The sequence below is a fragment of the Clostridium sp. X genome (assembly GCF_055755365.1).
The window spans coordinates 1,678,553-1,702,709 of sequence record NZ_CM146912.1 but is presented as its reverse complement, the minus strand read 5'-3'; the positions used below and the strand labels follow the sequence as shown (position 1 = coordinate 1,702,709).

The window sequence follows — 24,157 nt, the reverse complement described above, 5'->3', positions numbered from 1 at the left end:
TCTTTCCATCATTATCTTTACCTTTTAGTTATTTACATAATATTATATAAATATTCCATCTTAAATGCAAGATATAAATTTTGCAACACTTAATTGATAAGAGTTTGATTACTAAACTTCTTACTAATTAATAAAACTGCATACTATTATAAAGCATGCAGTTTAACACTAAAAAATTAACTATGCAACATATTTTTTATACCCTCTGGTATGATATCCTTTTCAACGTCAATATTTAAATAGAATTCTATATTTTGTCTTTGTGATAGTTCTTCAATTTTAGAAAGTGCTTCCGTGACATCGTCAACAGAATTTTCTGTGATATTAAATAACCCATCTATATATACAGTTATAATATCATAGTTTTGTGATAAAATCCCACATAAAAATCCATATAAATCATTATAATCATTCAGTTCATACTCTTCAGCTGATATAAATCTGATTCTTCTGTCTAATTTCAACATGGGTTTATTATCATCATTTATATATACTATACTTCCTTCTGATGAACTAACCTCTTCATTTGCAGATTTAATAAGTGCTTTAGTTTTTCCAGAACCTTTCCTATCACAAAAAACACGTAGCATGTTAATCCCCCTTTTTTAATATAACTTGCTATAATTATATAGTATTCTTTTAGGGGAACTAATATTACATACTTATTATTTAAAAGTACTACTTTATAGAACTAATTCCAGGATAAATGACCTTAAATATATTATCCTTTATTGAATTTATAAATATAATTTTCCCATAATTTTTAAAAGCTTTCTTCATCTTTGTAAAACCTCTACCTGAATGTGTCACACTTTTACTTTCATCTAAAACTACTAACTTCTCATATATCCACATATTTCTTCTTATATAATTATGAGATGAAGTGTTATGATTTGAGTTATCTTTTAAAAGTATTCCTGGACTTATTACATTTACACTATTATATCCTAAAATAACCTCTATCTCTTTATTTATAATAGTATAGTCTCTATATATTAAAGCATTTTTTATTCCTTCATAAACTGCAGCAACCGGATAGTTTTTAGGGAGTATTTCTTCAAGAATCTCTTTACTCCTATAAAGCATACTTAACAAGTCACCTTGAATAATAATTAACTCATTGTAATTCTCATTTACATTATTAACTATCCTAATCATATTACTAGGAATATACAAATAATTAATTTTTGAGAACACAAGTAAACCACCTAAAGTTCCGTAATACTCTTTAGATTCATCGTCAAGATATATCATTCCCGTATTTTCCATAAAAGCAATTCTATTTTCATCATTAACTTCAATACCATGCTTTTTAAAATAAGTATCTATTAATGCTGTATCAAAATTATATATTCTACTTTTTATTATTGGTGTCAACTCTATATTTAAATTTGTACTCTCTTGAAAAATAGTAATTAACTCTTGTTTTCTCATAGTATCAGTAGTAGAGCCACGTCTTATATAAAAGGCCCCATTTTCTCTAAGTTGATAGGGCTTCTGATTGCTCTGGAATATAGTTATAACAGCTACGTAGACTTCTTCATAATCTACAATTTCTAAACTAATGGGTATAGGCGGTTCGCATCTTGAACTTATTATTTGCTGAACCTGCTCTTCATTTAAAGAGTCCTTTTCAATTCCAACAACTTTTTTTGTCTTATCTTCTACTCCAATTATGAGATATCCTCTTCCACCCCTAGAGTTTGCTATAGCACAAATATCTTTAGCCAGTTCTTTTTTTCCTGTCTCTACATTTAAGTCTAATTGTAATTTAAAATCCAACTTAACACCTTCTGAACTTTTAAGTAGACTTTTAAGTTTTTTTTTGTTCATAGCTTAAACCACAACCTTAAAATTAATAAATATAGAGACGATGAAATTATATTCATCGTCTTCTTAATTGTTAATAACCTTATTTTTCCCTGTTCCTTTTGCTATATACAATCTTGAATCAGCTACACTTAGAACTTCATTTAAAGTATTCCCATCAATTGGATAATAACTTATTCCAAAGCTTGCTGTAATACTTCCTTTTACCTCTCCGAAAAATATAATGTTCTCACTCAATTTCGTCCTAATATTTTCAATCTTGTAATACACTTCATCTAAACTTTCAAACTTACTTATACAAATTACAATCTCTTCTCCACCATATCTTCCAATAATATCTTCTTTATCTATATTATTTTCCATTAGCTTTACTGTTTGTTTTAAAACCTCGTCTCCAAATTGATGTCCGTATAAATCATTTGATTGTTTAAAATTATCCATATCTATCATTACTAAAGCAAATTGCTTTTCTGGTTCCTTATCTAATTTATTTTCAATAATATCATAAAATTGTTTTCTATTATATATACCTAAAAGAGGATCTCTAATTGAATTTTCTCTAATTTGATTATATAATGCATTATTTTCTAGTGCTATAGCTATTTGATTAGCTATAGTAGAAATAAATTTTATATGATCATGAGCAAAAAAGTTATTTAATGCATGTTCAACTATTATATATCCTATAAACTTTTCTCTAAGATATATTGGCACCCCTATTAAAGAATGAATATTACTCTTAAAAGTTTCCACATCAAATAATGGTTCTCGTGAATTTAAAATAAACGGTTTACCATCTAAAAGTTCTTTATATGAATCCTTATGTGAAATACAACATTGATAATTATAGTTTTGAAGATTACATGCCTTCATAACTAATTCATTATCTTCCATAATATATATGGTAGAATAAGTTGCACCTAATATACCTATTATCATGTCATTTATCATGGGAATTAAATTTTTATCACTAAGGTATGAATTTATATACTTACTTATTTCAACTATATTAGTTATAGAATCTAGTTTCTTTTCTAACTTTATATTTTTTTCAGTTAACATCTGTATAGTACTTTCAGCAAAATTTTGATATGTTTCAAATTCATCCTTAATTCTTACATATTTCTCATAATAGCTTTTTTGGACATTATTATTATAGTTATCCATAAGGTATCACTTTCTCCTAGAACTTAATTTAAATCTATTTTCTTACATAATAAATATATCATATTATCCCTTTAAATGAAAGTAATACAAATTCTTCCTTATATAAATATATCTAACTTTATATGAATTATTACACATTTTATAATTTAATCTTCTATACTAAGAATTTTAATTATCATTCTTTTACTTTATATTATATATAAGTTTACCCTGTTAATATTACTTTATTATAATTAAGAATAATTTTAAAAATGTATTTCTACAAAGTTTTTTAAATTATTTATAATCTTTTCAGATTTGTAAATACTATTAAGGAATTAATTATTAACATATGATGGAGGCTACATAATGAACTTTTTAAGATGGTTAGGTACACTTGTACTTGTGGGTTGGTTAAGTGCCTTAATTTTTAGAGTGGATAATAATCATATAAATTTCTTAATTGTTATTGCCGCACTAATATTTTTCATCGACCTACTTTATAACAAAGAAAAAACTATGTAAAGTTTTGAACTCATAGGGAGCCTCTCTATGAGTTTAATTTACTCTAGGGAGGGTAGAAATTTCATGAAAAATAATTCAAACTACTATTGGAATTCCATAACTACAGGATATAAAAACTATCCATCCTTATCAAATAACGAAAAATGTGATGTAGTTGTAATAGGCGGTGGACTATCTGGTTGTTTAACAGCGTATTACCTTTCAGCCTATAATATAAGCACAGTGTTGCTTGAAAAAAATCTTATAGCTCAAGGCAATGTTTCTGCTGGTATAGGTATTTTAGAAGCTTCTCCTGATCTTGAATTTGATAAACTTTCAAGATTTACAGGTAAAAAGAATGCTCTCCTTATCCATAAACTTTGTGAAAAAGCCGTAGATGATATTGAGTACATTTTAGATAGCATCAACTTCTCACATATCTTTGATAAAAAAGAAACCTTATACTCTATAAATAGTGGATTTGATAAAAGTAATATAATAAAAAGTATTCATAAACATGCTTATTCTAAATACTCTGCTGTAATAGACCCTTTTAAGTTCTGTCATGGCCTTTTAAAAAATGCTCAGAAAAAGCAGGCAAAAATATATGAGAATACGTCTGCTACTAACTATGATTCTTACTCCAATACTTTGAGGGTTAAAACAAATACGTCTCATTATATAGAATGTAAGAAAATAATTTTTACCAATGATTTATCCATAAATAATATATTACCTATTAAAGATCTTATACAAATAAAGAATATAAACACTATAGTAACTAATCCGTTAGATACACCTTTAAGTATACTTAATAAAAATTTTATTTTAAATTATAATAAAGATTATACTTATATTAGATCTACATACGATAAAAGGATTATGATTGCAAGTTTTAATAGTGACAAAAATCTTTATACTAACGAAAGACTATTAGACTTATTTAAAGACACCTGTGAATATTCAAATACTTTATCAGCTGAATATTCCTTTTCTACATCCTATGGCGAGAGCATAGATGCACTTCCTTACATTGGAAATCATCCAAAATTTGAAAACTGCTATTTCAATCTAGCCCTTGGGAGAAATCCTATTTGTTATAGCCTTATGGGAGCACAAATTATAAAAGATCTAATCTTATATGATACAAATCCTTATACTAAGTTATTTTCTTTTAATAGGTAAAAAAACAGTTTAGGAAGGCTTTAGCTTCCTAAACTGTTTTTTTATTATGCATCACTCTTACCAATATCAGATAATACTAATCCTTTATTGTGATCAAGAGCCCAACTTATTGCCCATTCGCTTGCAAATATTAATAAGTCTTTATCTTTTAAGTCCTTAACTACTTTTGTATCACTAGTGATATTTAAATCTTCTGGTTTTATATCTGACTTTTCAATCCATCTAACATTTTTAAATGGTAATCTTTCAATTCTTATATCTACATTATATTCATTTTTTAATCTGTATTCTAAAACTTCAAATTGAAGTACGCCTACTACACCAACAATTATCTCTTCTATTCCTATATGAAGTTCTTTAAATACCTGTATAGCACCTTCTTGAGCAATTTGAGTTATTCCTTTTATAAATTGTTTTCTCTTCATAGTATCAACTGTTCTAACTCTTGCAAAATGTTCTGGTGCAAAAGTAGGAATACCTTCAAATTTAAATTTATTAGATGCTGGACACAGAGTATCCCCTATACCAAATATGCCTGGATCAAATACACCTATAATATCTCCTGCATAAGCCTCTTCAATTATCTCTCTCTCTTCAGCTAAAAATTGTTGAGGTTGAGAAAGCTTAATTTTCTTTCCTTGTTGTACATGATAAACTTCCATACCTTTAGTATACTTACCTGAACAAATTCTCATAAATGCAATTCTATCTCTATGTGCCTTATTCATATTTGCTTGTATCTTAAATATAAAGGCTGAAAAATCCTCGCTAAATACTTCTATCTTACCAATATCTGATTTTCTGGCTAATGGTGGTGGTGTTAACTTTAAGAATTTCTCTAGAAAAGGTTCAACTCCAAAGTTAGTTAAAGCACTTCCAAAAAATACTGGAGTTAATTCCCCTACTTTTATTTTTTCTATGTCAAATTCTTCTCCTGCTTCATCTAAAAGTTCTAGATCCTCAAGAAGTTTTTCATGAAGTTGCTCTCCTATTAATTCTATAATCTCTTTATCTTCTAAATTTCCTTCAAATACATTTACAGCACTTTGTCCGTGGTTTCCTCCACGAAACACTAAAACGTGCTTCTTTTCTCTATCATAAACTCCCTTAAAATCAGATCCAGTACCTATAGGCCAGTTCATAGGATATGATTTTATTCCCAGTTCTTTTTCTATGTCCTCTAATAGGTCAAATGGGTCTCTAGTTTCTCTATCCATCTTATTTATAAAAGTAAATATAGGAATCTCTCTCAAACTACATACGTGGAATAACTTTCTTGTTTGAGCTTCTACACCCTTTGCTCCATCTATTACCATAACAGCACTATCTGCTGCCATAAGAGTTCTATATGTATCTTCACTAAAGTCTTGATGTCCTGGAGTATCTAATATATTTATACAGTGATTATCATAATTAAATTGTAGTACTGAAGATGTAACTGAAATTCCTCTTTGTTTTTCAATTTCCATCCAGTCTGATACAGCATGTTTTGAAGCTCTTCTTGCTTTAACAGAACCTGCCTCTCTTATAGCTCCTCCATATAGTAAAAGTTTTTCTGTAAGTGTTGTTTTACCTGCATCTGGATGAGATATTATAGCAAAAGTTCTTCTTTTTTCTATTTCTCGTATAAAGTCTACCACTTATTTCTCCTCTTTCTTATATAATTTAAAATTTATTGTTATATTTATAGAAAGTTATCATATTTTCTGTCAACTATTAATTTTACCACAACTTAAATAGTTATTAAAGTCATATTAAAAGAAAATTGTATTTCATTTTTATAAATACTATTCTAACTTAAAATGTTATAATATATAAAATAAACATATTATACTATAATTAATAAACTTTATATTTATATTACAGGAGGTATTATATGTATAAGCTTATAGCTATTGATATAGACGGAACTCTAACTAGAAAAAATAAAACTATCTCTACTTCTACCATAAGAGCCATAGAAGAGGCTGTTAAAAAAGGAGTTAAAGTTATATTATCAACTGGTAGACCTATCCAAGGACTAGAAAAATATGCAAAGGAATTAAATTTAAATTCTAATGATGATTATGGAATAGCCTGTAGCGGTGCTTTTATTCAGTGCTTAGGAACAAAAGAAATAATATTTGAAAGTCCATTATCTTACGATGATTTACAATTTCTTTATAGTTTAGCTAATGAGCTAAAAATAACCTTAAATATATTACTACAAAAACAAAATCTAATCCTAACACCTACTTTAAATTTAACTACTCAATTTGAAATTCTATTATCTGGTTTAAATATGAAAATTACCGACTTCAATTCTTTAGATAAAAATATAATTATAAATAGAGCAGTTTATATAAACGAGAATGCAAAATTTACAGAAAATCTTATCAATATAATAAAAAAACATAACTATAATATTACTATTCCTGAGATTTTAAATGGAAATGATGCTTTAGTTCTTGATAAAGAGAATATTCCAAAAACACTTTTCGATAGATTTACAGTATTAAGACCTTCCTCAAATACTTTAGAGATACTATCTAAGGGAGTTAGCAAAGGCACTGGAGTAAAACTTTTAGCAGATAAGTTCGGGATTAAACAAGAAGAAGTTATATGCATTGGAGACTCTGGAAACGACATAGATATGATAAACTATGCAGGTCTTGGCGTCGCTATGGGAAATGCAAGTTCTCATGTTAAAGACGTTGCTGATTATGTAACACTTTGTAATGAAGAAGACGGGGTCGCTCATGTAATTAATAAATTCGTACTAAAGTCGCTTTAATTTTTGTTAATATTCTTTATATTTTCATTTATTTATATTTGGATTTTATGTATAATTATCCAGTAAGAATATTAATTTATTGTTTTTTGTCATTTATATGAGTTTGGTGGGGATATTATTGAAAAAAATACAATTTAATGTAATTATATTTGTTCTAGTAACTTCTTTCTTATTATTTCAAGGAATATTTATTTATAACCAATATAAGTCGTCTGTTCATAATGTTGGAAATGTAGCTATAGCTATATCAAAGTCAATTGAGCAATTTGTAAATATAGATGAATATAAAAATATAATTACATCCAAGGATAAAAGTTCGTATTTTTATGGAATGCAAAAATTTTTCTCGGAACTTCAAAGAAATACAGGTGCAAAATATATTTATATCGAAAGACGTTTAAGTGATACTGAAATCGAGTATATATTCGATTCTGAAAAAGATAGTCTTGGAGAAAAGGATGAAAATACAACTCCTATTGAATACAATACTAAATATATGCCGAGTTTTTTTAAAGGTGCAAGTTATTATAATAAATGGGGTAGTCTTATATCAGGCTATACACCACTTCTTAACGAACATGGTGTTGTAATAGGTCTTGTAGGCGTTGATTTTACTTTAGACTATTCTCTATCTTACTTCTATAATGATTTAACTAGATTAATATTATATATTTCAATAGTATTACTATACTTTATAGCATTCCTTTTCTTAATTTTACACAAAAGAAAATTGGAACAAAACAATATCAAAAAAGCTTATAATAGCATAGTTAACTCTTTATTTAAAAGTCTTGAGAAAAAAAGCGGATATACATGGGAACATTCGAAAAAAGTATCTGAGTATTCTGTAGCTTTAGCAAAAGAACTAGGAATTGATAAAAATAACTTAAAGGCTCTGGAATGGGCCGCAATGCTTCATGATGTAGGTAAAATAGGAGTTCCTGAAACTATATTAAATAAGGCTTCAAGGCTATCCCCTGAAGAATATAACATAATAAAGCTACATCCAGTATATAGTAAAGATATTCTTTCTGAAATATTTCAAGATGAAAATACAATCTTTAACGTAAAAGAATTTAATATCATTACTGATATTGCAAATTTTCATCATGAAAGATGGGATGGTAAAGGGTATCCTGATGGTCTAAAAGGTGATAACATTCCACTAATGTCAAGAATTGTTAGTGTAACTGATTCTTGGGAAGCTATGACAGCCCATAGACCTTATAAAAGTCCCATGAGGAAAGAGCAGGCTCTACAAGAAATTCGACTAAACTCCGGAACACAATTTGATCCAAAGGTCGTTGATGCATTTTTAAAATGTATAGATAAAAACCTAATATAAATTTCTTAAATCTCATTAAAAAACATAGATGCAACAATAATAAGAAGAGCATACTCTCCGTATACTCTTCTTATTTATATACTTACAAACTATGGTAAAATTCATATTATTCTTTTTAAATAAATTTACATAAAGATGCTATATCTTTTCTCTTTGAATCGTATTATAGTTGAAATGATGCAACCTCATATCTATATCACTAGAAAAGTACTTAAATTAGATTTAAGAAAGGATTTTGATACAGTAGATAGACAATTTTCAATAATCGGTCTAAATTCTATTAATTCAACTGCATGCTATATAAGTGTCGTCTATTTAGACGGTTATGCTTATAGTCCCTCAGAGTGGTTGAATTATTCTCGCTCTGAATTTATTAATCCTAACTATGATAAACTTAAAGGAGAAAAACTTGGCAAAGTGACTTTAGATTTAAAAGGTAAAATCTATACAGGAATACCTCCTAGTTTTTCAAGCGCCCTTGATGAGGGAACTGAAATTTATACAGTTAAAAATCTAAAAAAGGAAAGGGCTATTCTGGTTATAGATGATGATTATGCAAAAGTATCTTCTGTTGAACTTCGTAGCGAAGAGGATAGTTCTGTTATAGGTGTGTCCGAAAATAAACAATTGCTTGAACTTATTAATAGTGAACTATCTAAGCTACCTTTATTACAATCCTCAGAGCTAGGTAAAGATCCTTATTCTATTGGGAAGCGTATTGCGATAAACCTAGTATTTTCAAATGGGGTAGCTCTTCATATGCAGGTTATACCTGAAGCGAATAGTGCTTATATATTTGGAGGATTTATTCATCTTTCTAAAGAGTTTTGCTCAGCAGTTCAGGAGATTCCTATCCAAGTGGATAAACATTAAGCAATTAAAAAGGAACCACTATAAAATAGGCAGTGATTCCTCAAATTTTTATATAACAAAAATGTTTTACTTAGACACTGGTATAAACCCAATCTTTTTCTGCATTTTTCTAAGAGTCTTAGTTGCTACATAGTTAGCCTTTTCTGAACCTTTTCTATATATGCTCTCTAAATACTCTTTATTTGTAGTTAATTCTTTTACTTTATTTTGAACAGGTTCAAGCTCCTCAACTATAGCCTCTGCTACATCCTTTTTAAATTGAGCATATCCTTGACCTTCATAATCTTTCTCGATTTCTTCTATACTTTTCCCCTTAATTACACTTAAAATTGTCATTAAATTCTTAACACCTGGTTGTTCATCACTATACTTAACAATTCCAAGGCTATCTGTCACAGCTCTTGATATTTTTTTTCTTATTACATCTGGCGGATCCATAATAAATATATATGAATTAGGGTTGTCTGAAGACTTAGACATTTTCTTAGTAGGTTCTTGTAAATCCATAATCCTAGCCCCTTCTTTTGCTATATAAGGATCTGGAATTTTAAAAGTTGGACTATAAGCATTATTGAATCTTTCCGCAATATCACGGCTTAGTTCTAAATGCTGCTTTTGATCACTTCCTACTGGAACTAAATCTGTTTGATATAATAAAATATCGCCGGCCATTAAAACTGGATAATTAAATAACCCAGCTATAATATTATTTCCATACTTCTGTGACTTATCTTTAAACTGAGTCATTCTACTAAGCTCACCCATATAAGTGTTACAGTTTAAAAGCCATGCAGCCTCAGCATGAGCTGGTACATGAGATTGAATAAAAATAGTATTTTTATCTGGGTCAATACCTGACGCAATATATATTGCAAGAACTTCTAATGTTCTTCTTCTTAAATCCTTTGGTTCTTGTCTTACTGTTATGGCATGCATATCAACTATGCAATAATAGCAATCATAATCATCCTGGAGTTTAACCCAATTTTTTAATGCTCCTAAATAATTTCCTAGTGTCAATTCTCCTGAAGGCTGTATTCCACTAAAAATAACCTTCTTTTGTTCCATCTGCTCCACTATATATACCTCCACATTCTTTAGTAATTCACTTTACTTATAGATAACTTTTACTATATACCATTATAAAGTAAAATATCCTATATAACAATTATCTTGTTATATAGGATATTTTATACTTTACTTATGTGTTATATTCAGCAGTATTTATATATGAAAATTTATCTCATAAAATACTGATGAGTATTTTTACCTTTTCCAAAGTCCATGAAGATTACAGTATTCTCTTGCATATAAAAGTTCTTCTTCAACCATAAATACTGCTTCTGGCTTTTGACCTGGTTTTAAGTACTCTCTATATACTTTATTTTCTGTATGGATTTCTATCCACTCAATATAATGCTCTTCTGCCATAGGATGCTCTACTTCTCCTACTATAACCTTAACTCCACCATCTATTTTTTCAATAACAGGTACATGCTTTTCATTTGATGCATCTACTGAATTTTCAGCTTTTAAGGTCATAGGTTTACCACAACAAACTAATACACCACCTGAGTTATGAACAACCTCAACTATATTTCCACAAATTCCACATTTATAAACTTCTCTTAATTTTGTCATATTAAATCCCCCTTTAAGTAATAACTTTTATTCTTTAATAATTATATTCTACAAATACATTAATTCTCCTTCTAATCTAAAAAATTTTCTAATTAAATAATATGTTCAAAAATCATAATTTATTTTAATTTTAGTGAAATACTAATTTTTGAAAGCAATATTTTATTAGAAGGGAGATAATAACCATGATTGAACGTAAGCTATATAAACTAGACCAAGAAGAATATCCTGATACAGAGTCTAAAGAAATAAATTCTTTTTCTAAAGTAGATTATGTAGATATCCATAATAATGTTACTAATTCTGCATCATCTAAAAACACTACTTGGAAGGAACCTAAATATACTTACAATCAAGAGGATGATGTTATATGGGATGAAGATTATTGGGATGACTATTTTTAGACTGTAAATTAAAGCATTACATAATAATTTAAAAATTTTTATAGAATGAAAAAACTAGTAGAGATTTAATTTATCTCTACTAGTTTTTTATTAACACTACTATATTCCAAAACTATATTTACCTGATGAATTCCTTCGTCTAAAATTGGAATAAGTCTATTTTCTATAGGGTTTCCGTCTAATGTTATTTCTGATTTTTGTCCTCTTGAAACCTTTATTTTATATTTACATTTATCTTTTGTATATTCCATGTCAAAACCATTCCAATTATCAGGAATTACAGGATCTATTGTAAATCCTTCTTTTCCATTAAATCTAAGTCCAAGTATTCCTTCAATAGCAACTCTGTACATCCAGCCTGATGCTCCAGTATACCAACTCCAACCTCCTCTACCTATGTGTGGTTCTCTTCCATATACATCAGCTGCCATTACATAAGGCTCTACCTTGTATCTTTCACATTCATAAAAAGTCTTAGTATGATTTATAGGATTTAGCATGTTATAAGTTTCCCATGCCTTATTTCCTTCACCAAGCTCTGCCATAGCTAACACTACCCAAGTTGATGCATGAGTATACTGTCCTCCATTTTCTCTTACTCCTGGAACATATCCCTTAATATATCCTGGTTCTAACTTGCTATCTGCAAAAGGCGGAGTTAATAAAAATACCATTCCTGTATCTTCTTTTATTAAATACTTCTCAAGAGCTTTCATAGCCTCTCTAGTCTTCTCTTTCTCTCCTGCCTTAGATATAACTGCCCAAGACTGTGAAAGAGAGTCTATTTGACATTCATCATTTTCTGCAGAACCTAGCGGAGTTCCATCATCAAAGTAAGCTCTTCTAAACCAATTTCCATCCCAAGCATTTTTGTTTAAATTTTCTTTTATAAACTCCTTCATCTCTTCATATCTTTGCACTCTATACTCATCATTTTGTGCTTTACATATATCTTTAAAATTATCTAATATACTATATAAAAACCATCCAAGCCATACACTTTCTCCTTTTCCCTTATTTCCAATCTCACTCATTCCATCATTCCAGTCTCCTGAACCCATTAATGGTATATTGTGTGATCCAAATTTCAAGGATTTTTCTATAGCTTTTACACAGTGCTCATATATAGTTCCTGTTTTATCAGATTTTCTAGATATAGTGTATCTTTCATCTTCTCCTTCTTCTAGCGGTTTATCTTCTAGATATCCAGCTTGCTCATTTAATATACTATAGTCTCCTGTTCTCTTCACATAGTCTACAGTAACATAAGGAAGCCATAGTAAATCATCTGAAAATCTTGTTCTTATACCGCTATCAATTACAGGATGCCACCAATGTTGTACATCTCCCTCTACAAACTGTCTTGTAGCACTATATAAAATGTGCTCTCTTGTCATATTAGGATCTACATACGCCACAGCCATTACATCTTGTAACTGGTCTCTAAATCCAAAAGCTCCTCCTGATTGATAGAATCCACTTCTAGCCCATACTCTACATACAATAGTTTGATATAACAGCCAACCATTAAGCATTATATCCATACTTTTGTCAGGAGTTTTTACTTTGATAGTTCCAAGAAGGTTATTCCAATATGCTTTTACATTTTCTAGTTCTTCCTCAGCTTTATTAACATCTACATACTTATTTATAATTTTTTCTATATTTTCAATTCCTGCATCTTCACCAAAAATAACTATTAGTGTCTTTTCCTCACCACTTCTTAAACTTATTTTAGCGTTCTCAGCAAGACATGGATCCATTCCAGCTCCTACATCATTAGATAATCCTACTCGCTTCAATGCATCTGGATTTTCTATGCTTTTTCCCCTACCTATAAATTCTGTTCTATTTCCGGTGAAACTTTCTTCATTTCCACCTACAATCTTTAGGTATGCGTATTGATCGCTAAAATTACTACTGTATGAATTCTGAGCATAAATATATTTTTTTTCTTCGTTTAAATAAGTAGCTATGTTAGTAGCTGTTTGTTGAGGAACCACACCTAAAACTAAATGAGCATAATAAGTTAACGATATTTTCCTATCGAGATTACTATTATTTTTTAATTTTACTTTTAATAACTTCACTTTTTCTTCAATAGGCACAAACATAGAAACTTCACCAATTATGCCGTATGCTTCATGCTTAAAGTTAGAATAACCAAATCCATGTTCAATTACGTACTCTCTATCATCTCTAATCGGTTTAGGTGCTATACTCCATACATCCCCACTATCATCATCTCTTAAGTAAAGAGCTTCTGAAGGAGGATCAATTACCCAATCATTAGACCAAGTAGTTATCTTATTTTCTCTACTATTCTTATGCCATGTATAAGGTGATCCACTTTCCGATACTATAAATCCAAAATCCTCATTTGCTATGACATTTATCCAAGGAGCAGGAGTGATTTTTCTATCTCTTAGGACTATAACATATTTGTTATCCTTTAAGTCAAAACCACCATAACCATTGTAATAATCTAGCTTATTTGTTTTGAATTTATATGATTCATATACATAGTTATTTTCTTTAGCTGATAAGAGTTTCGTAGTAGAAGTTTCTTCTACACCTTCTTCCTTCTTTATTTGATTTATTATAAGCCCATTACTTCCATCAATAACAATTCTAGCAAGCGCTTTTAACAAATCCATATCTTCTTGTTCCATTGTAGAATTTCCTGTTAAGAATACTCCACCTGACTTATTTTGCTTATCTCTTGCATGACTTGTAGCTATTAAATCCCTTAAGCTATCTTGTAATGGTTGAGTATATGCAACATTTTGAACATTTAAAATTATAAGGTCTACCTTTAAACCTTTAACGCTCCAATATTCATGAGCATTTAACATTTGACGAACCGTATCTTTGTCTTTTTCTTCTTTAACTTCAACTAAAACAATAGGTACGTCGCCTGATATACCATATTTCCATAAATCCTGCTGACTTCTTTTAATATTCTTTATATAATCTTCTCTATCTCTATATTGACTTGTTTGATAAAGTATTCTAGAGGCCATAAGCTGATAAAGATTTGCTTGTGGTGATTTTATACCTAAATATTTCATTTCAACAGTACTTTGACTCCAAGCAATTTCAAAGACTCTATCAATACTCTTTATCTCTTTATACTTAATAGCTAGCTCAATAGCATGTTCTCTTGAGTCTGCTACTGCTGTTGTATAAACTATTCTACAAGTTTCTCCTGGTTCAAGCTTTAATCTCTTTCTCATACTTATTATTGGGTCTAAAACTGGCCCTACATTATTCTTTAAAGGTGTATCTTCTCCTAATGCAATAGGTTCCATTAGACTTTTTCCTCTTCCAATAAAGTCAGCTCTACTTGTTTCATATTGTGTTGTTCCAATAGAGTTTCCTTCAAGTGCTATGCATTGAACTACATAAGGCTTTTTTTGTCCCTTTGCTCTTGGTCTTCTATTAGCAATTATACATTCATGATCTTGGATAAATTCAGTACTTATAAATAAGTTACCAAAAGCCGGATGAACTATATCTGAATTAAATGGAGCTAATGTCACTTCACAATAAGAGGTTATCTCTAAGATCTTATCCTCACTTCCAGTATTAGTTAAAGATATCTTTCTTATCTCTGCATCATCTTCGCTAGATACTGTAATTTCTGTATAGGTAAGTATATCTCCATCAACTCTTTTAAATTCTGCTTTATCCTGTGAAAAAATAACTTTATAGTCATCTCCTTCACTTTTACAAGGTTCATAAGTGGAACTCCAATAATTATTTGTTCTTACATCTTTAATATAAAAAAACATTCCACTATTATCGGAGGTAACGTCTCCTTTCCACCTGTATACTGTCATATCGTTCTTTTTACCATATCCACTACCACTATTAGAAATCATCATTGAATAGCTTCCATTTGAAAATAGTTGAGTCTCTGGAATAGGAGTAAGTGCTGTATCATAAGTTCTAGCAATTATGCTTTGTTTTTCTTCCCTTACTTCTGTTACCTCAAATCTTTGTTCTCTTTCATAAACTATTCTATTTGGAACTTTTTCTTGAAGAAGTAGTTCTGTAGCTTTTACAGAAGGTATATTATGAAATCTATTTACAAGTATATTGTTTTTCAATACATTGTCTAATGCCATAAGACTCATGCCTTCATGATGAACCATAAAACATTTTATAATAGACTTATCCTGACCATTTATCATTCTATCTTTCGTATAATCTATAGCCTCATAAAATCCATATCTACCTTCTAATCCCTCATTAATAAGTCTATTCATATTATCTATAGCACTCTTAGGATCTACTTGTAGTGCCAATACTGTAGAATATGGTGAAACAACTAACTCATTCTTTAGTCCTCTCTTTAATCCTATACCTGGAATTCCAAATGCTTTATACTGATAATTTAAACTTACATCAAAAGCTTTATAAGCAGATTCTGATATCCCCCAAGGCACTTTTTTAATACCACCATATTTCTTTTGACCTTCTACTATAGCCTTATAGGTATGGGTTAAAAGTGTATTAGGATACGGCTTCATAATAAGCAAAGGCATTAAATATTCAAACATAGTACCAGTCCAAGATACAAGTCCCTTACTTCTACCTATTATAGCCATAGACCTACCTAGTTTGAACCAATGTCTTATTCCAACATCACCTTTTGCTATGGCAACAAAACTTGCCTGCCTTGCCTCAGAAGCTAATAAATCATAGTAACTTTTTCCTAGGGAATCTCTCTCTACATCATATCCTATAGAGAAAAGCCCTCTTTTTTTGTCATACAACATCTTAAAGTCTGTACTTTCAACCATTTTGTTTAATGTATTCATTAGCAATTCTATTCTTTGTATAAGAGTTTCTACTTCTTTTACTGTTTTTTGTATTAAACCTTTTAATTCTTCAATAGTCTTATAAGAACTATCAGAGTTTTCTAATACATTATTTAATTCTTCTCCTATATTTTTCAAAGAAGTATTTAATACTATTCTGTTTAAGCTATTGTATAAACTAATATCATTTTCTTTATTTTTACCTATAGTATCAGCCCAAGGGAAAAGTAGTTCTATCTCTTCTAGGAATTTATTAACCCCGCTTTTTACTTTGTTATTCCAGTAAAGCTCTATACTATTACTATCTTTTTCTATTTCTAGTGCCTTATCTCTTAACCGTATTGTTAATTCCTTCCAAGAAAATACAGTAAACTCTAATCCCTTCAATGTATTTATATCATTCTCATAGTAGTCCTTAATGGTAAGTTCTCTAGATATCTCCTCACTAGCAAGAGTTAGTGTATCTGAAAGGCCTACTATCATTTCTCTATTAATAGCTGGTTTATTTAAATATTCTCTTAAATTCTCTTCTAATAACCAAAGATATCCCACTAAATTACCACTATCAACAGTTGATACATATTTAGGGTGTAATGGCTCCTTCGTTATAGTGTTATACCAGTTAAATAGATGCCCTCTATATCCTTTTAAGTCTTCTACATTTCTTACTACATTTTCTAGTCTGTTTATATTTTCTACCAAACCTATATATCCTAAATCATAAGCAACAAGATTTGATGTAAGACCCATTGCAATATTCGTCGGAGATGTTCTGTGGGCAACTCCATTGCTTGGATCTTCCTGATAATTATCAGGAGCTAACCAATTATTTTCCTCATTTACAAAGTCTTCAAAATACGCCCAAGTCTTTCTTCCTATTCTTCTTAGCATAGTTTCTTGTTGCGTATTTATTTGTACATTCTTTTCTTTTATATCTTTACTTATATAACAAGCTATCCAAGGACTTAAAAACCATATTGCACAAGATGGTAGCATAAAAATCCCTAAATCACTTGATCTGTTAAAAGCTATAGTTAATGTTACTGCAGATATCAAACTTCCTATCCACATAAATGCTATATAATCCGTTAAACTTTTTCCTGACTTTGCTTCAGCATCTGCTGCTGTTTGCCATTCTAATAGATTCTTTTTGCTCACATAAACTCTATATAAAGTTTTTACAATAGCATTTAATGTTAAATAGGCTATAAAGGGTAGAAAAGCAAATGTTAAAAAAACTTGTTCAATAATAGTTTTGCTATTATTAATTCTGCCTGACAGACTTATACCCCTTATAGGTGATGTAACAGATTCACTAACATTAAAAAGTATAGGTGCAATTAGCGCAAGAACAGCTGCTGATACCCACTTATCTGTTCCATCTGGTAAAACATTAAAAGATAATAATATCAATAGCATTATTGATGGTGCTACTAAGCTTCTCCTTAAATTATCTAATAGCTTCCACTTTGAAAGAGAATTGATAGACTTTTTATTTTTAATCCACGGAAGTAATTGCCAGTCACCTCTAACCCATCTGTGAAATCTTTTTGAACTTGCCATATAGTAAGCTGGGTAACTATCTATTAATTCTACATCAGTAACTAAAGCAGTTCTCACATAAGATCCTTCTAAAAGATCATGACTTAACACCATATTTTCAGCTATTTCTCCTTTAAGCATCTCATTAAAAGTATCTATATGATAGATACCTTTTCCTGTAAAAATACCTTCTCCAAACAAATCCTGATACACATCAGAAACAGCTGTAGTATAAGTGTCTAAACCAGTTTCTCCAGAGAACATCCTTGAAAAAATAGTTTTATTTGCACTTAAAGTACTAATACTTATTCTTGGCTGCATAAGCCCATATCCTCTTGTAACTCTTTTTTTAGGCTTATCAATACAAGGCTTATTTAGTATATGGCTCATAGCTCCAACTAGTTTTTTTGCACTATCTCTAGGTAACTGAGTGTCACTGTCTAAAGTTATTACATAACTAGCTTTTTTAAGTTCACTTATATCTCCACTTATAACATTATAACTAGTTTTTTCTTCCCCTCTAATTAGAGCATTAAACTCCTCTAATTTACCACGCTTTCTTTCCCATCCAAGCCATTTAGCTTCTTTTTCATTATACTTTCTGTATCTACTAAAAAAGAAAAATTTATCTCCCTTATCTTTAGAATACTTATTATTTAATTTTTTTACATGTTCTAAAGCAGCTTCTACTATCTTTTCATCCTCTTCATTTACCTCAGTAGAACTATCTTGAAAGTCACTTAAGAGAGTAAAATATATATTGTCATCAAGATTAGCTAAATGATACACTTCAATATTTTTTAATAATTCATGTACTTTTTGAACACTGTTTATAATTGTAGGTATTACTACTATTGTTCTATTTTCCTCGCCTATTCCTTCTTTATATTCTATTTTAGAAATGAATCTAGGAGTGGTGAGATTATTTATACTCCAATTTAGAACAGAAACTATTATCTCACTACATGGTACTATTAAAATAAATCCTGCAACAACATATCTCCACAAAGCTCTATTTGTATCATTCATATAGCTTACTGCAAGAAAAATACTCATGGCAATTATAGTTCCTATAGCTATAACCCCTACGTAATATCCTACTGAAGAACTCTTCATAGAATTCTTTATACCATGTATTCCTTTATCTTTAAAATAGGATTTTTTCTTTAAGCAATCTACTCCATCATCTACTAAATAATATCCTACATGCTTTTCAAATTCTCTTCCTTCTACCAGCTCTGCCTCTTCAGCACATTGAACTGCCTTCTTAGCTATAAAAGACTCTGGTTTTTTCATTATATTTGCTAATTTTTCAACTCTATGTCTATAATAATCTCTAGATTCAAAGTCCATAGTGGAATATATATTTGCTGGGTCTTCTCTTAAAACATTTTCAACAAAGCTTAGATGTTCAAAACTTTCTCTCCAATTCAATGCCTCAACTTCTCTAATTGAACTTATAGAATTTCCAATGGAAACTTGATAAGTAGCCTGCTCCTGATGATCTAAATTTATCATCTTCTCAGAATTTGTTTCTTTCATTTCAAGTCTCTCATCTATCCACTCATATATTTCACTAGAGTCTATTCCCTTATCTCTAAGTACCTTTAACAATCTCTCTGTAAAATGGGAAGTAAAATTTATATCTTCTCTTGAAATACGGTAAACTTCTTCTTTTGTCTTCTGATTTTCAACTGCGTTTATTAGTCTATCTGCAATTTTATCTGCTTCAGATTTCTCTTTTGAGTTCATAACTATTTTTTCTGTTATTTTGCTTATGTTTTGAATTAAAGCTATTCTAAGCATAATAGGAAGTGACCAAATCTCTCCACTAGTTAAAACAGAGTTACTTTGGTAAGCCCTAATAAATCTCTCTATTATATGTTCATCAATTCTAGCATCAGTATGAGAAACTAACTCTACTGCTATATGGTAAATTCTAGGGTATCCCTTCATCATTCCCTTTTTTATAACTGGCAAATCCTTATAATATGACTTTGGCATATTATGCTTTATATGTTTATATTCTTTTTCAATTAGATACAGATTATCTAAAAGCCATTCTGATGCTGGAGCTACGTCTTTTTTCTCCCTTACATCTCTATCTATATGTTCATAGCCCTCTATTATTTTTTTATAGCTAATATCTAAGCTCCCAAATAACTTTCTTCTACAATTTGATTTTCTTGCATAAGAATAGTTTTTTGATATTTGCATAGCATGCTTTTCTAAGTCTTCTCCATTTACATCTATAACTGGCATATCGTCTAATATATTTTCTTCCTTATCTTTCTCATTATTGAAGAATGATAAATATATTACTATAACCAAAACTATAGATATAACTGCCATAATATAGGCCATTTAAAGTCACTCCTTCGTTATGTAATTACATTTTCATTATTGCCTAACTATTGTTCCCCAAAAAAATTAAGATTAAACAAAAAATCAGCAAAGGACTTATACATAAATTTCTGTATAAGTCCCCTACTAATATATTTTTTAAATTTGGATGGCAAATTTTAATGAGCTTAAAGCTCAAGTTCATTAATTATTAAATCTTCATAAGACTGTCTTTTGCATATAATTTTTGCATTTCCATCTTTCACTAAAACTACTGCAGCCCTAGGAATTTTATTGTAATTACTAGACATAGAGTAACCATAAGCTCCAGTTCCTAAAACGGCTAATATATCTCCACTTTCAGCTGCTGGTATCTCTACATTATTTAATAATATATCTCCTGATTCACAGCATTTTCCTGATATTGTAACCTTTTCTGTGCTTGATGAGTTTATCTTATTTGCAATTACACACTCATATTGAGCTCTATATAAAGCTGGTCTTATATTATCAGTCATTCCTCCATCTACAGCTACATACTTTCTAATTTCTGGTATTTGTTTTATTGATCCTATTGTATAGAGGGTAGTTCCTGCATTTCCTACTATTGACCTACCTGGTTCTATAGTTAAAGTTGGTAAGTCTATACCAAGGTCTTTTGCCACTTTTTCAGCTTCATCTAATATAGCTGTGCAAAACTCTTCAGCTTCCTTTGGGTCATCGCCTTTTTCGTAGTATATTCCGAATCCTCCGCCTAAATCTAGTTCTTTAATATCATATCTTAATTCATCCTTAATATCTTTAACTATAGTAAGCATTATTCTAACTTCATCCCTATAAGGTTCTATATCAAATATTTGAGAACCAATGTGACAGTGGAATCCTGTAAGGTCTATATTCTTGAAAGATATAGCCTGCTTTACAGCTCTTAACGTTTGATTTTCAAGTAAAGTGAAACCAAATTTAGAGTCTATTTGTCCAGTTTTTATATAATCATGAGTATGTGCTTCTATTCCTGGAGATATTCTTAAAAGTATTTCTTGAGTCTTATTATGTTTCTCTGCTATTTCATTTATTTTTTCTATTTCATAAAAGTTATCAGCTACAAATCTTCCAACTCCAAGCTTAATTCCCATTTCTATTTCTTCATGAGTTTTATTATTACCATGAAAATATATCTTTTCCATTGGAAATCCACTCTTATATGCTGTATATAGCTCTCCACCAGAAACTACATCAAGGTATAATCCTTCTTCTTTAACAATCTGACACATAGCTAGGGTCAAAAATGCTTTTCCAGCATAAGCTACTCTATTTCTTCCTTCATTAGCTTTAAATCCATTATAAAATCTTCTACAATTATTTCTAATTAGGTTTTCATCCATAACATAAAGAGGTGTTTGAAATCTTTCAACTAACTCACTAGAGCTGATACCTCCTATATGCAAATGTTCATTTACTACTTCTGTACTTCCAAATAATTTCACTTTAATAGCCCCCATTCAATAATATTATTACCTTGATTAAAGATTAAATTCTTTTGCTACTATCTGAATTGCTTTAGTTTTATCTTCTTGTTTTATAGCACATGTAATTCTTATTTCTGATGTAGTTATCATTTTAACATTTATATTATTAGCACTAAAAAGCTTAAACATCTTTGCTGCAACTCCAGAGGTATTCTTCATTCCTATTCCAACTACTGAGAATTTAGTTATATCCTCATCTATGGCTATATACCTGTCTCTTGCAAAATTCTTAATTATATCCATACATTCTTCTTCCTCATCCCTTGGAATTGTAAACGACACATTTACTTTTCCATTTAAAGGTGCAGTTTGACTTATCATATCTATATTTATCTTTCTACTACCAATAGCTTCAAATAAAGCTGAAAGTATATTTATATCCCCATCTATATCTTTTAAAGTTACCGCTATATCATCATCACTAGTAGCTAGTCCAGTTACTGGTTTACTCTCTAAGTTCATTTTATTAACCCCCTTGATAATTGTTCCCCTAATATCACTATTACTTAAACCCACATATATTGATATATCATATTTTTGTGCCAGTTCAATAGATCTTGAATGCATGACCTGTGCCCCTAAACTTGATAGTTCAAGCATTTCCTCATAATCAATAACTTCAAGTTTTTTAGCTTCTTTATATCTTCTCGGGTCAACACTATATATTCCATCAACATCTGTGTATATCTCACATATACCTTTTAACTTAACTGCAAGGGCTACTGCTGACGTATCAGAGCCGCCTCTTCCAAGAGTAATTATATCCCCATCTTCATTAATCCCTTGGAACCCTGCCACAATTACGACCTTACCTTCTTTAAGACTCTTCTTTATTTTTGTATCATCTATATCATCAATTAATCCTTTGCCATACTGTCCCGTTGTTTTTACCCCTATTTGGTATGCTGTATAACTAACAGAATCATGACCTAATTCCTTTATTGCCATAGATAGTAATGCTGAAGACATCATTTCCCCTGTTGATAACAAAGCATCTAACTCTCTCTTATCTGGATTCTTAGAGATTTGCTTAGCAATTGAAATTAAATCATCTGTAGTATCTCCCATGGCTGATACTACAACAACTAAACTAGCCCCTTTTTCTTTTCTTTTAATTAAGGTTTTTGCAATCTTTTTTATTTTTTCTGTTGTAGCCACAGAACTCCCACCGTATTTTTGCACTACTATTTCCATATTTATAGCCCCCCGCTTTTTAGTAAGCAGTTGCCATCCTTTTCAGGTGGTAATATGAGGTACTAGGAGAAAACACATAATCTCTTAATCTCTAGTCTCTAATAGCTATCTCTATAGTTTCCACACATAATGTAGTGAATAAAGATTAGCGATTAGTGATTAATGATTTAGAAGATTGTGGCTGCAATATATTTCAAAAAAAATATTGCAGCAAGGAACACCCTTGCCGCAATATAAATAAAAAATCCTTATATTCCGAACTCAGTGTACCTTGTAGCTCTCCACGTAATTTCTTACGCGACAACTTTACATATATTTTATGCAAAGCCAGAAATTAAACTTGCCAGCTTAATTTCTTCGGCCATAATTCCTTTCTTTACTCATCAACATCTGCCGACTCCTAGTAAATACTATTAATTATAGCGCCTCTACCCTAGGCAACTAACATTTTATTAACTTTTTAAATTATTGTTAGTGTATCATTAAATTTATAATTATGCAACTATTTTTTAATATTTATTAAATAAATCTTGTTATAGTTTTAAAATATATATAGTAAAAAAGATATCTGATGAAGTTTTAACTTCACAGATATCCTTATGTATTTAATCTATTGCTATTCCATTTCTAAAATTTAATCTCTCTAGTAATCTTTCAATTTCACTCTTTTGTTCTACAACATAAGGTGTTTGAGTTTTCTTTTCTAACAGCTTTCTATATTGTTTTAAGGCCATTTCAATATCCAAAAGTTCCCTAGGACTTTCTATTTCTATCCTTCCAGTACCCATACTTTTGCCAATACGTCTTGTATATAGTTTCATAAAATTTAACCTCCTCATATAAAAGTGTTTATGACTCTAATATAATTATGACACAAACAAATAAAGATATAAATAGATTTTTTAAAATTTTCTGAATACTTTATAAACAATATCTAATTTATTAATATGCCTAAAATACATATTAATAAATTAGAGTTCTTTTTTAGTATATATGCTTGTATTCTACAGAAACTATTATTG

The 24,157-nt window shown here is 29.7% G+C and carries 16 protein-coding genes, 1 riboswitch and 1 other annotated feature (1 of these 18 only partly in view); of the genes, 6 read left to right on the top strand and 10 right to left on the bottom strand.

Translation table 11 applies throughout. From position 1 onward, the window contains the following. Positions 1-21: a binding site (T-box leader), on the bottom strand (it extends 206 nt beyond the left edge of the window). 155 nt (positions 22-176) lie between these two features. From ACX0KU_RS08575 to ACX0KU_RS08565, 3 genes are all read right to left on the bottom strand, one after another. Beyond that, the gene (locus ACX0KU_RS08575; protein WP_472989401.1) at positions 177-590 is read right to left on the bottom strand and encodes a hypothetical protein; all 414 of its coding nucleotides are present in this window, start codon (positions 588-590) and stop codon (positions 177-179) included. An 88-nt stretch (positions 591-678) separates the two neighbouring features. Further along, positions 679-1,833 (bottom strand): AlbA family DNA-binding domain-containing protein, encoded by a 1,155-nt coding sequence (locus tag ACX0KU_RS08570; protein WP_472989400.1) that lies wholly within the window; start codon positions 1,831-1,833, stop codon positions 679-681. 63 nt (positions 1,834-1,896) lie between these two features. Next, entirely contained in the window at positions 1,897-2,997 is a 1,101-nt protein-coding gene (locus ACX0KU_RS08565) for a sensor domain-containing diguanylate cyclase (protein ID WP_472989399.1), read from the bottom strand. Positions 2,998-3,345: 348 nt separating this feature from the next. Here ACX0KU_RS08565 and ACX0KU_RS08560 point away from each other — a divergent pair, with 348 nt between their 5' ends. Then, positions 3,346-3,501, top strand: coding sequence for a hypothetical protein (locus tag ACX0KU_RS08560; RefSeq protein ID WP_472989397.1), 156 nt, complete (start codon positions 3,346-3,348; stop codon positions 3,499-3,501). 63 nt (positions 3,502-3,564) lie between these two features. Then, positions 3,565-4,665 (top strand): FAD-dependent oxidoreductase, encoded by a 1,101-nt coding sequence (locus tag ACX0KU_RS08555; protein ID WP_472989396.1) that lies wholly within the window; start codon positions 3,565-3,567, stop codon positions 4,663-4,665. A gap of 44 nt (positions 4,666-4,709) precedes the next feature. On the opposite strand, the gene ACX0KU_RS08550 is transcribed toward ACX0KU_RS08555, so the two are convergent. Next, positions 4,710-6,305: a peptide chain release factor 3 gene (locus tag ACX0KU_RS08550; protein ID WP_472989395.1), complete on the bottom strand. Its 1,596-nt coding sequence runs from the start codon at positions 6,303-6,305 to the stop codon at positions 4,710-4,712. Between the two features lie 236 nt (positions 6,306-6,541). Here ACX0KU_RS08550 and ACX0KU_RS08545 point away from each other — a divergent pair, with 236 nt between their 5' ends. The 3 genes from ACX0KU_RS08545 (at position 6,542) to ACX0KU_RS08535 (ending at position 9,656) form a co-directional block, all read left to right on the top strand. Next, complete coding sequence (locus ACX0KU_RS08545) at positions 6,542-7,438, top strand: Cof-type HAD-IIB family hydrolase (protein WP_472989394.1); 897 nt, start codon at positions 6,542-6,544, stop codon at positions 7,436-7,438. 118 nt (positions 7,439-7,556) lie between these two features. Beyond that, on the top strand, positions 7,557-8,783 hold the full coding sequence (locus ACX0KU_RS08540) for an HD-GYP domain-containing protein (RefSeq protein ID WP_472989393.1): 1,227 nt from the start codon (positions 7,557-7,559) through the stop codon (positions 8,781-8,783). Between the two features lie 153 nt (positions 8,784-8,936). Then, on the top strand, positions 8,937-9,656 hold the full coding sequence (locus tag ACX0KU_RS08535) for a hypothetical protein (protein WP_472989392.1): 720 nt from the start codon (positions 8,937-8,939) through the stop codon (positions 9,654-9,656). 66 nt (positions 9,657-9,722) lie between these two features. On the opposite strand, the gene trpS is transcribed toward ACX0KU_RS08535, so the two are convergent. Continuing rightward, a complete protein-coding gene (gene trpS / locus ACX0KU_RS08530) occupies positions 9,723-10,724 on the bottom strand; it encodes a tryptophan--tRNA ligase (protein ID WP_472992425.1) in 1,002 nt (333 codons plus the stop codon). A 198-nt stretch (positions 10,725-10,922) separates the two neighbouring features. Then, positions 10,923-11,297 (bottom strand): desulfoferrodoxin, encoded by a 375-nt coding sequence (locus ACX0KU_RS08525; RefSeq protein ID WP_472989391.1) that lies wholly within the window; start codon positions 11,295-11,297, stop codon positions 10,923-10,925. 185 nt (positions 11,298-11,482) lie between these two features. On the opposite strand from ACX0KU_RS08525, the gene ACX0KU_RS08520 reads away from it, so the two are divergent. Continuing rightward, entirely contained in the window at positions 11,483-11,701 is a 219-nt protein-coding gene (locus ACX0KU_RS08520; protein ID WP_472989390.1) for a hypothetical protein, read from the top strand. Positions 11,702-11,766: 65 nt separating this feature from the next. On the opposite strand, the gene ACX0KU_RS08515 is transcribed toward ACX0KU_RS08520, so the two are convergent. From ACX0KU_RS08515 to ACX0KU_RS08500, 4 genes are all read right to left on the bottom strand, one after another. Further along, positions 11,767-20,433, bottom strand: a complete 8,667-nt coding sequence (locus ACX0KU_RS08515) for a glycoside hydrolase family 94 protein (protein WP_472989389.1) — start codon at positions 20,431-20,433, stop codon at positions 11,767-11,769. A 167-nt stretch (positions 20,434-20,600) separates the two neighbouring features. Further along, positions 20,601-21,899, bottom strand: a complete 1,299-nt coding sequence (gene lysA / locus ACX0KU_RS08510) for a diaminopimelate decarboxylase (protein ID WP_472989388.1) — start codon at positions 21,897-21,899, stop codon at positions 20,601-20,603. A 36-nt stretch (positions 21,900-21,935) separates the two neighbouring features. Then, positions 21,936-23,135: an aspartate kinase gene (locus ACX0KU_RS08505; RefSeq protein ID WP_472989387.1), complete on the bottom strand. Its 1,200-nt coding sequence runs from the start codon at positions 23,133-23,135 to the stop codon at positions 21,936-21,938. Positions 23,136-23,401: 266 nt separating this feature from the next. Continuing rightward, positions 23,402-23,574: riboswitch (Lysine riboswitch) on the bottom strand. A 166-nt stretch (positions 23,575-23,740) separates the two neighbouring features. Beyond that, positions 23,741-23,956 carry a hypothetical protein gene (locus ACX0KU_RS08500; protein ID WP_472989386.1) on the bottom strand — a complete coding sequence of 72 codons (216 nt, stop codon included), beginning with the start codon at positions 23,954-23,956 and terminating at the stop codon, positions 23,741-23,743. Between the last annotated feature and the right edge of the window lie 201 nt (positions 23,957-24,157).

Coding starts and splice junctions, on each gene's coding strand:
- ACX0KU_RS08575 (WP_472989401.1), bottom strand. CDS start 590: ATGCTACGTGTTTTTTGTGATAGGAAAGGTTCTGGAAAAACTAAAGCA.
- ACX0KU_RS08570 (WP_472989400.1), bottom strand. CDS start 1,833: ATGAACAAAAAAAAACTTAAAAGTCTACTTAAAAGTTCAGAAGGTGTT.
- ACX0KU_RS08565 (WP_472989399.1), bottom strand. CDS start 2,997: ATGGATAACTATAATAATAATGTCCAAAAAAGCTATTATGAGAAATAT.
- ACX0KU_RS08560 (WP_472989397.1), top strand. CDS start 3,346: ATGAACTTTTTAAGATGGTTAGGTACACTTGTACTTGTGGGTTGGTTA.
- ACX0KU_RS08555 (WP_472989396.1), top strand. CDS start 3,565: ATGAAAAATAATTCAAACTACTATTGGAATTCCATAACTACAGGATAT.
- ACX0KU_RS08545 (WP_472989394.1), top strand. CDS start 6,542: ATGTATAAGCTTATAGCTATTGATATAGACGGAACTCTAACTAGAAAA.
- trpS (WP_472992425.1), bottom strand. CDS start 10,724: ATGGAACAAAAGAAGGTTATTTTTAGTGGAATACAGCCTTCAGGAGAA.
- ACX0KU_RS08525 (WP_472989391.1), bottom strand. CDS start 11,297: ATGACAAAATTAAGAGAAGTTTATAAATGTGGAATTTGTGGAAATATA.
- ACX0KU_RS08520 (WP_472989390.1), top strand. CDS start 11,483: ATGATTGAACGTAAGCTATATAAACTAGACCAAGAAGAATATCCTGAT.
- ACX0KU_RS08515 (WP_472989389.1), bottom strand. CDS start 20,433: ATGGCCTATATTATGGCAGTTATATCTATAGTTTTGGTTATAGTAATA.
- ACX0KU_RS08505 (WP_472989387.1), bottom strand. CDS start 23,135: ATGGAAATAGTAGTGCAAAAATACGGTGGGAGTTCTGTGGCTACAACA.
- ACX0KU_RS08500 (WP_472989386.1), bottom strand. CDS start 23,956: ATGAAACTATATACAAGACGTATTGGCAAAAGTATGGGTACTGGAAGG.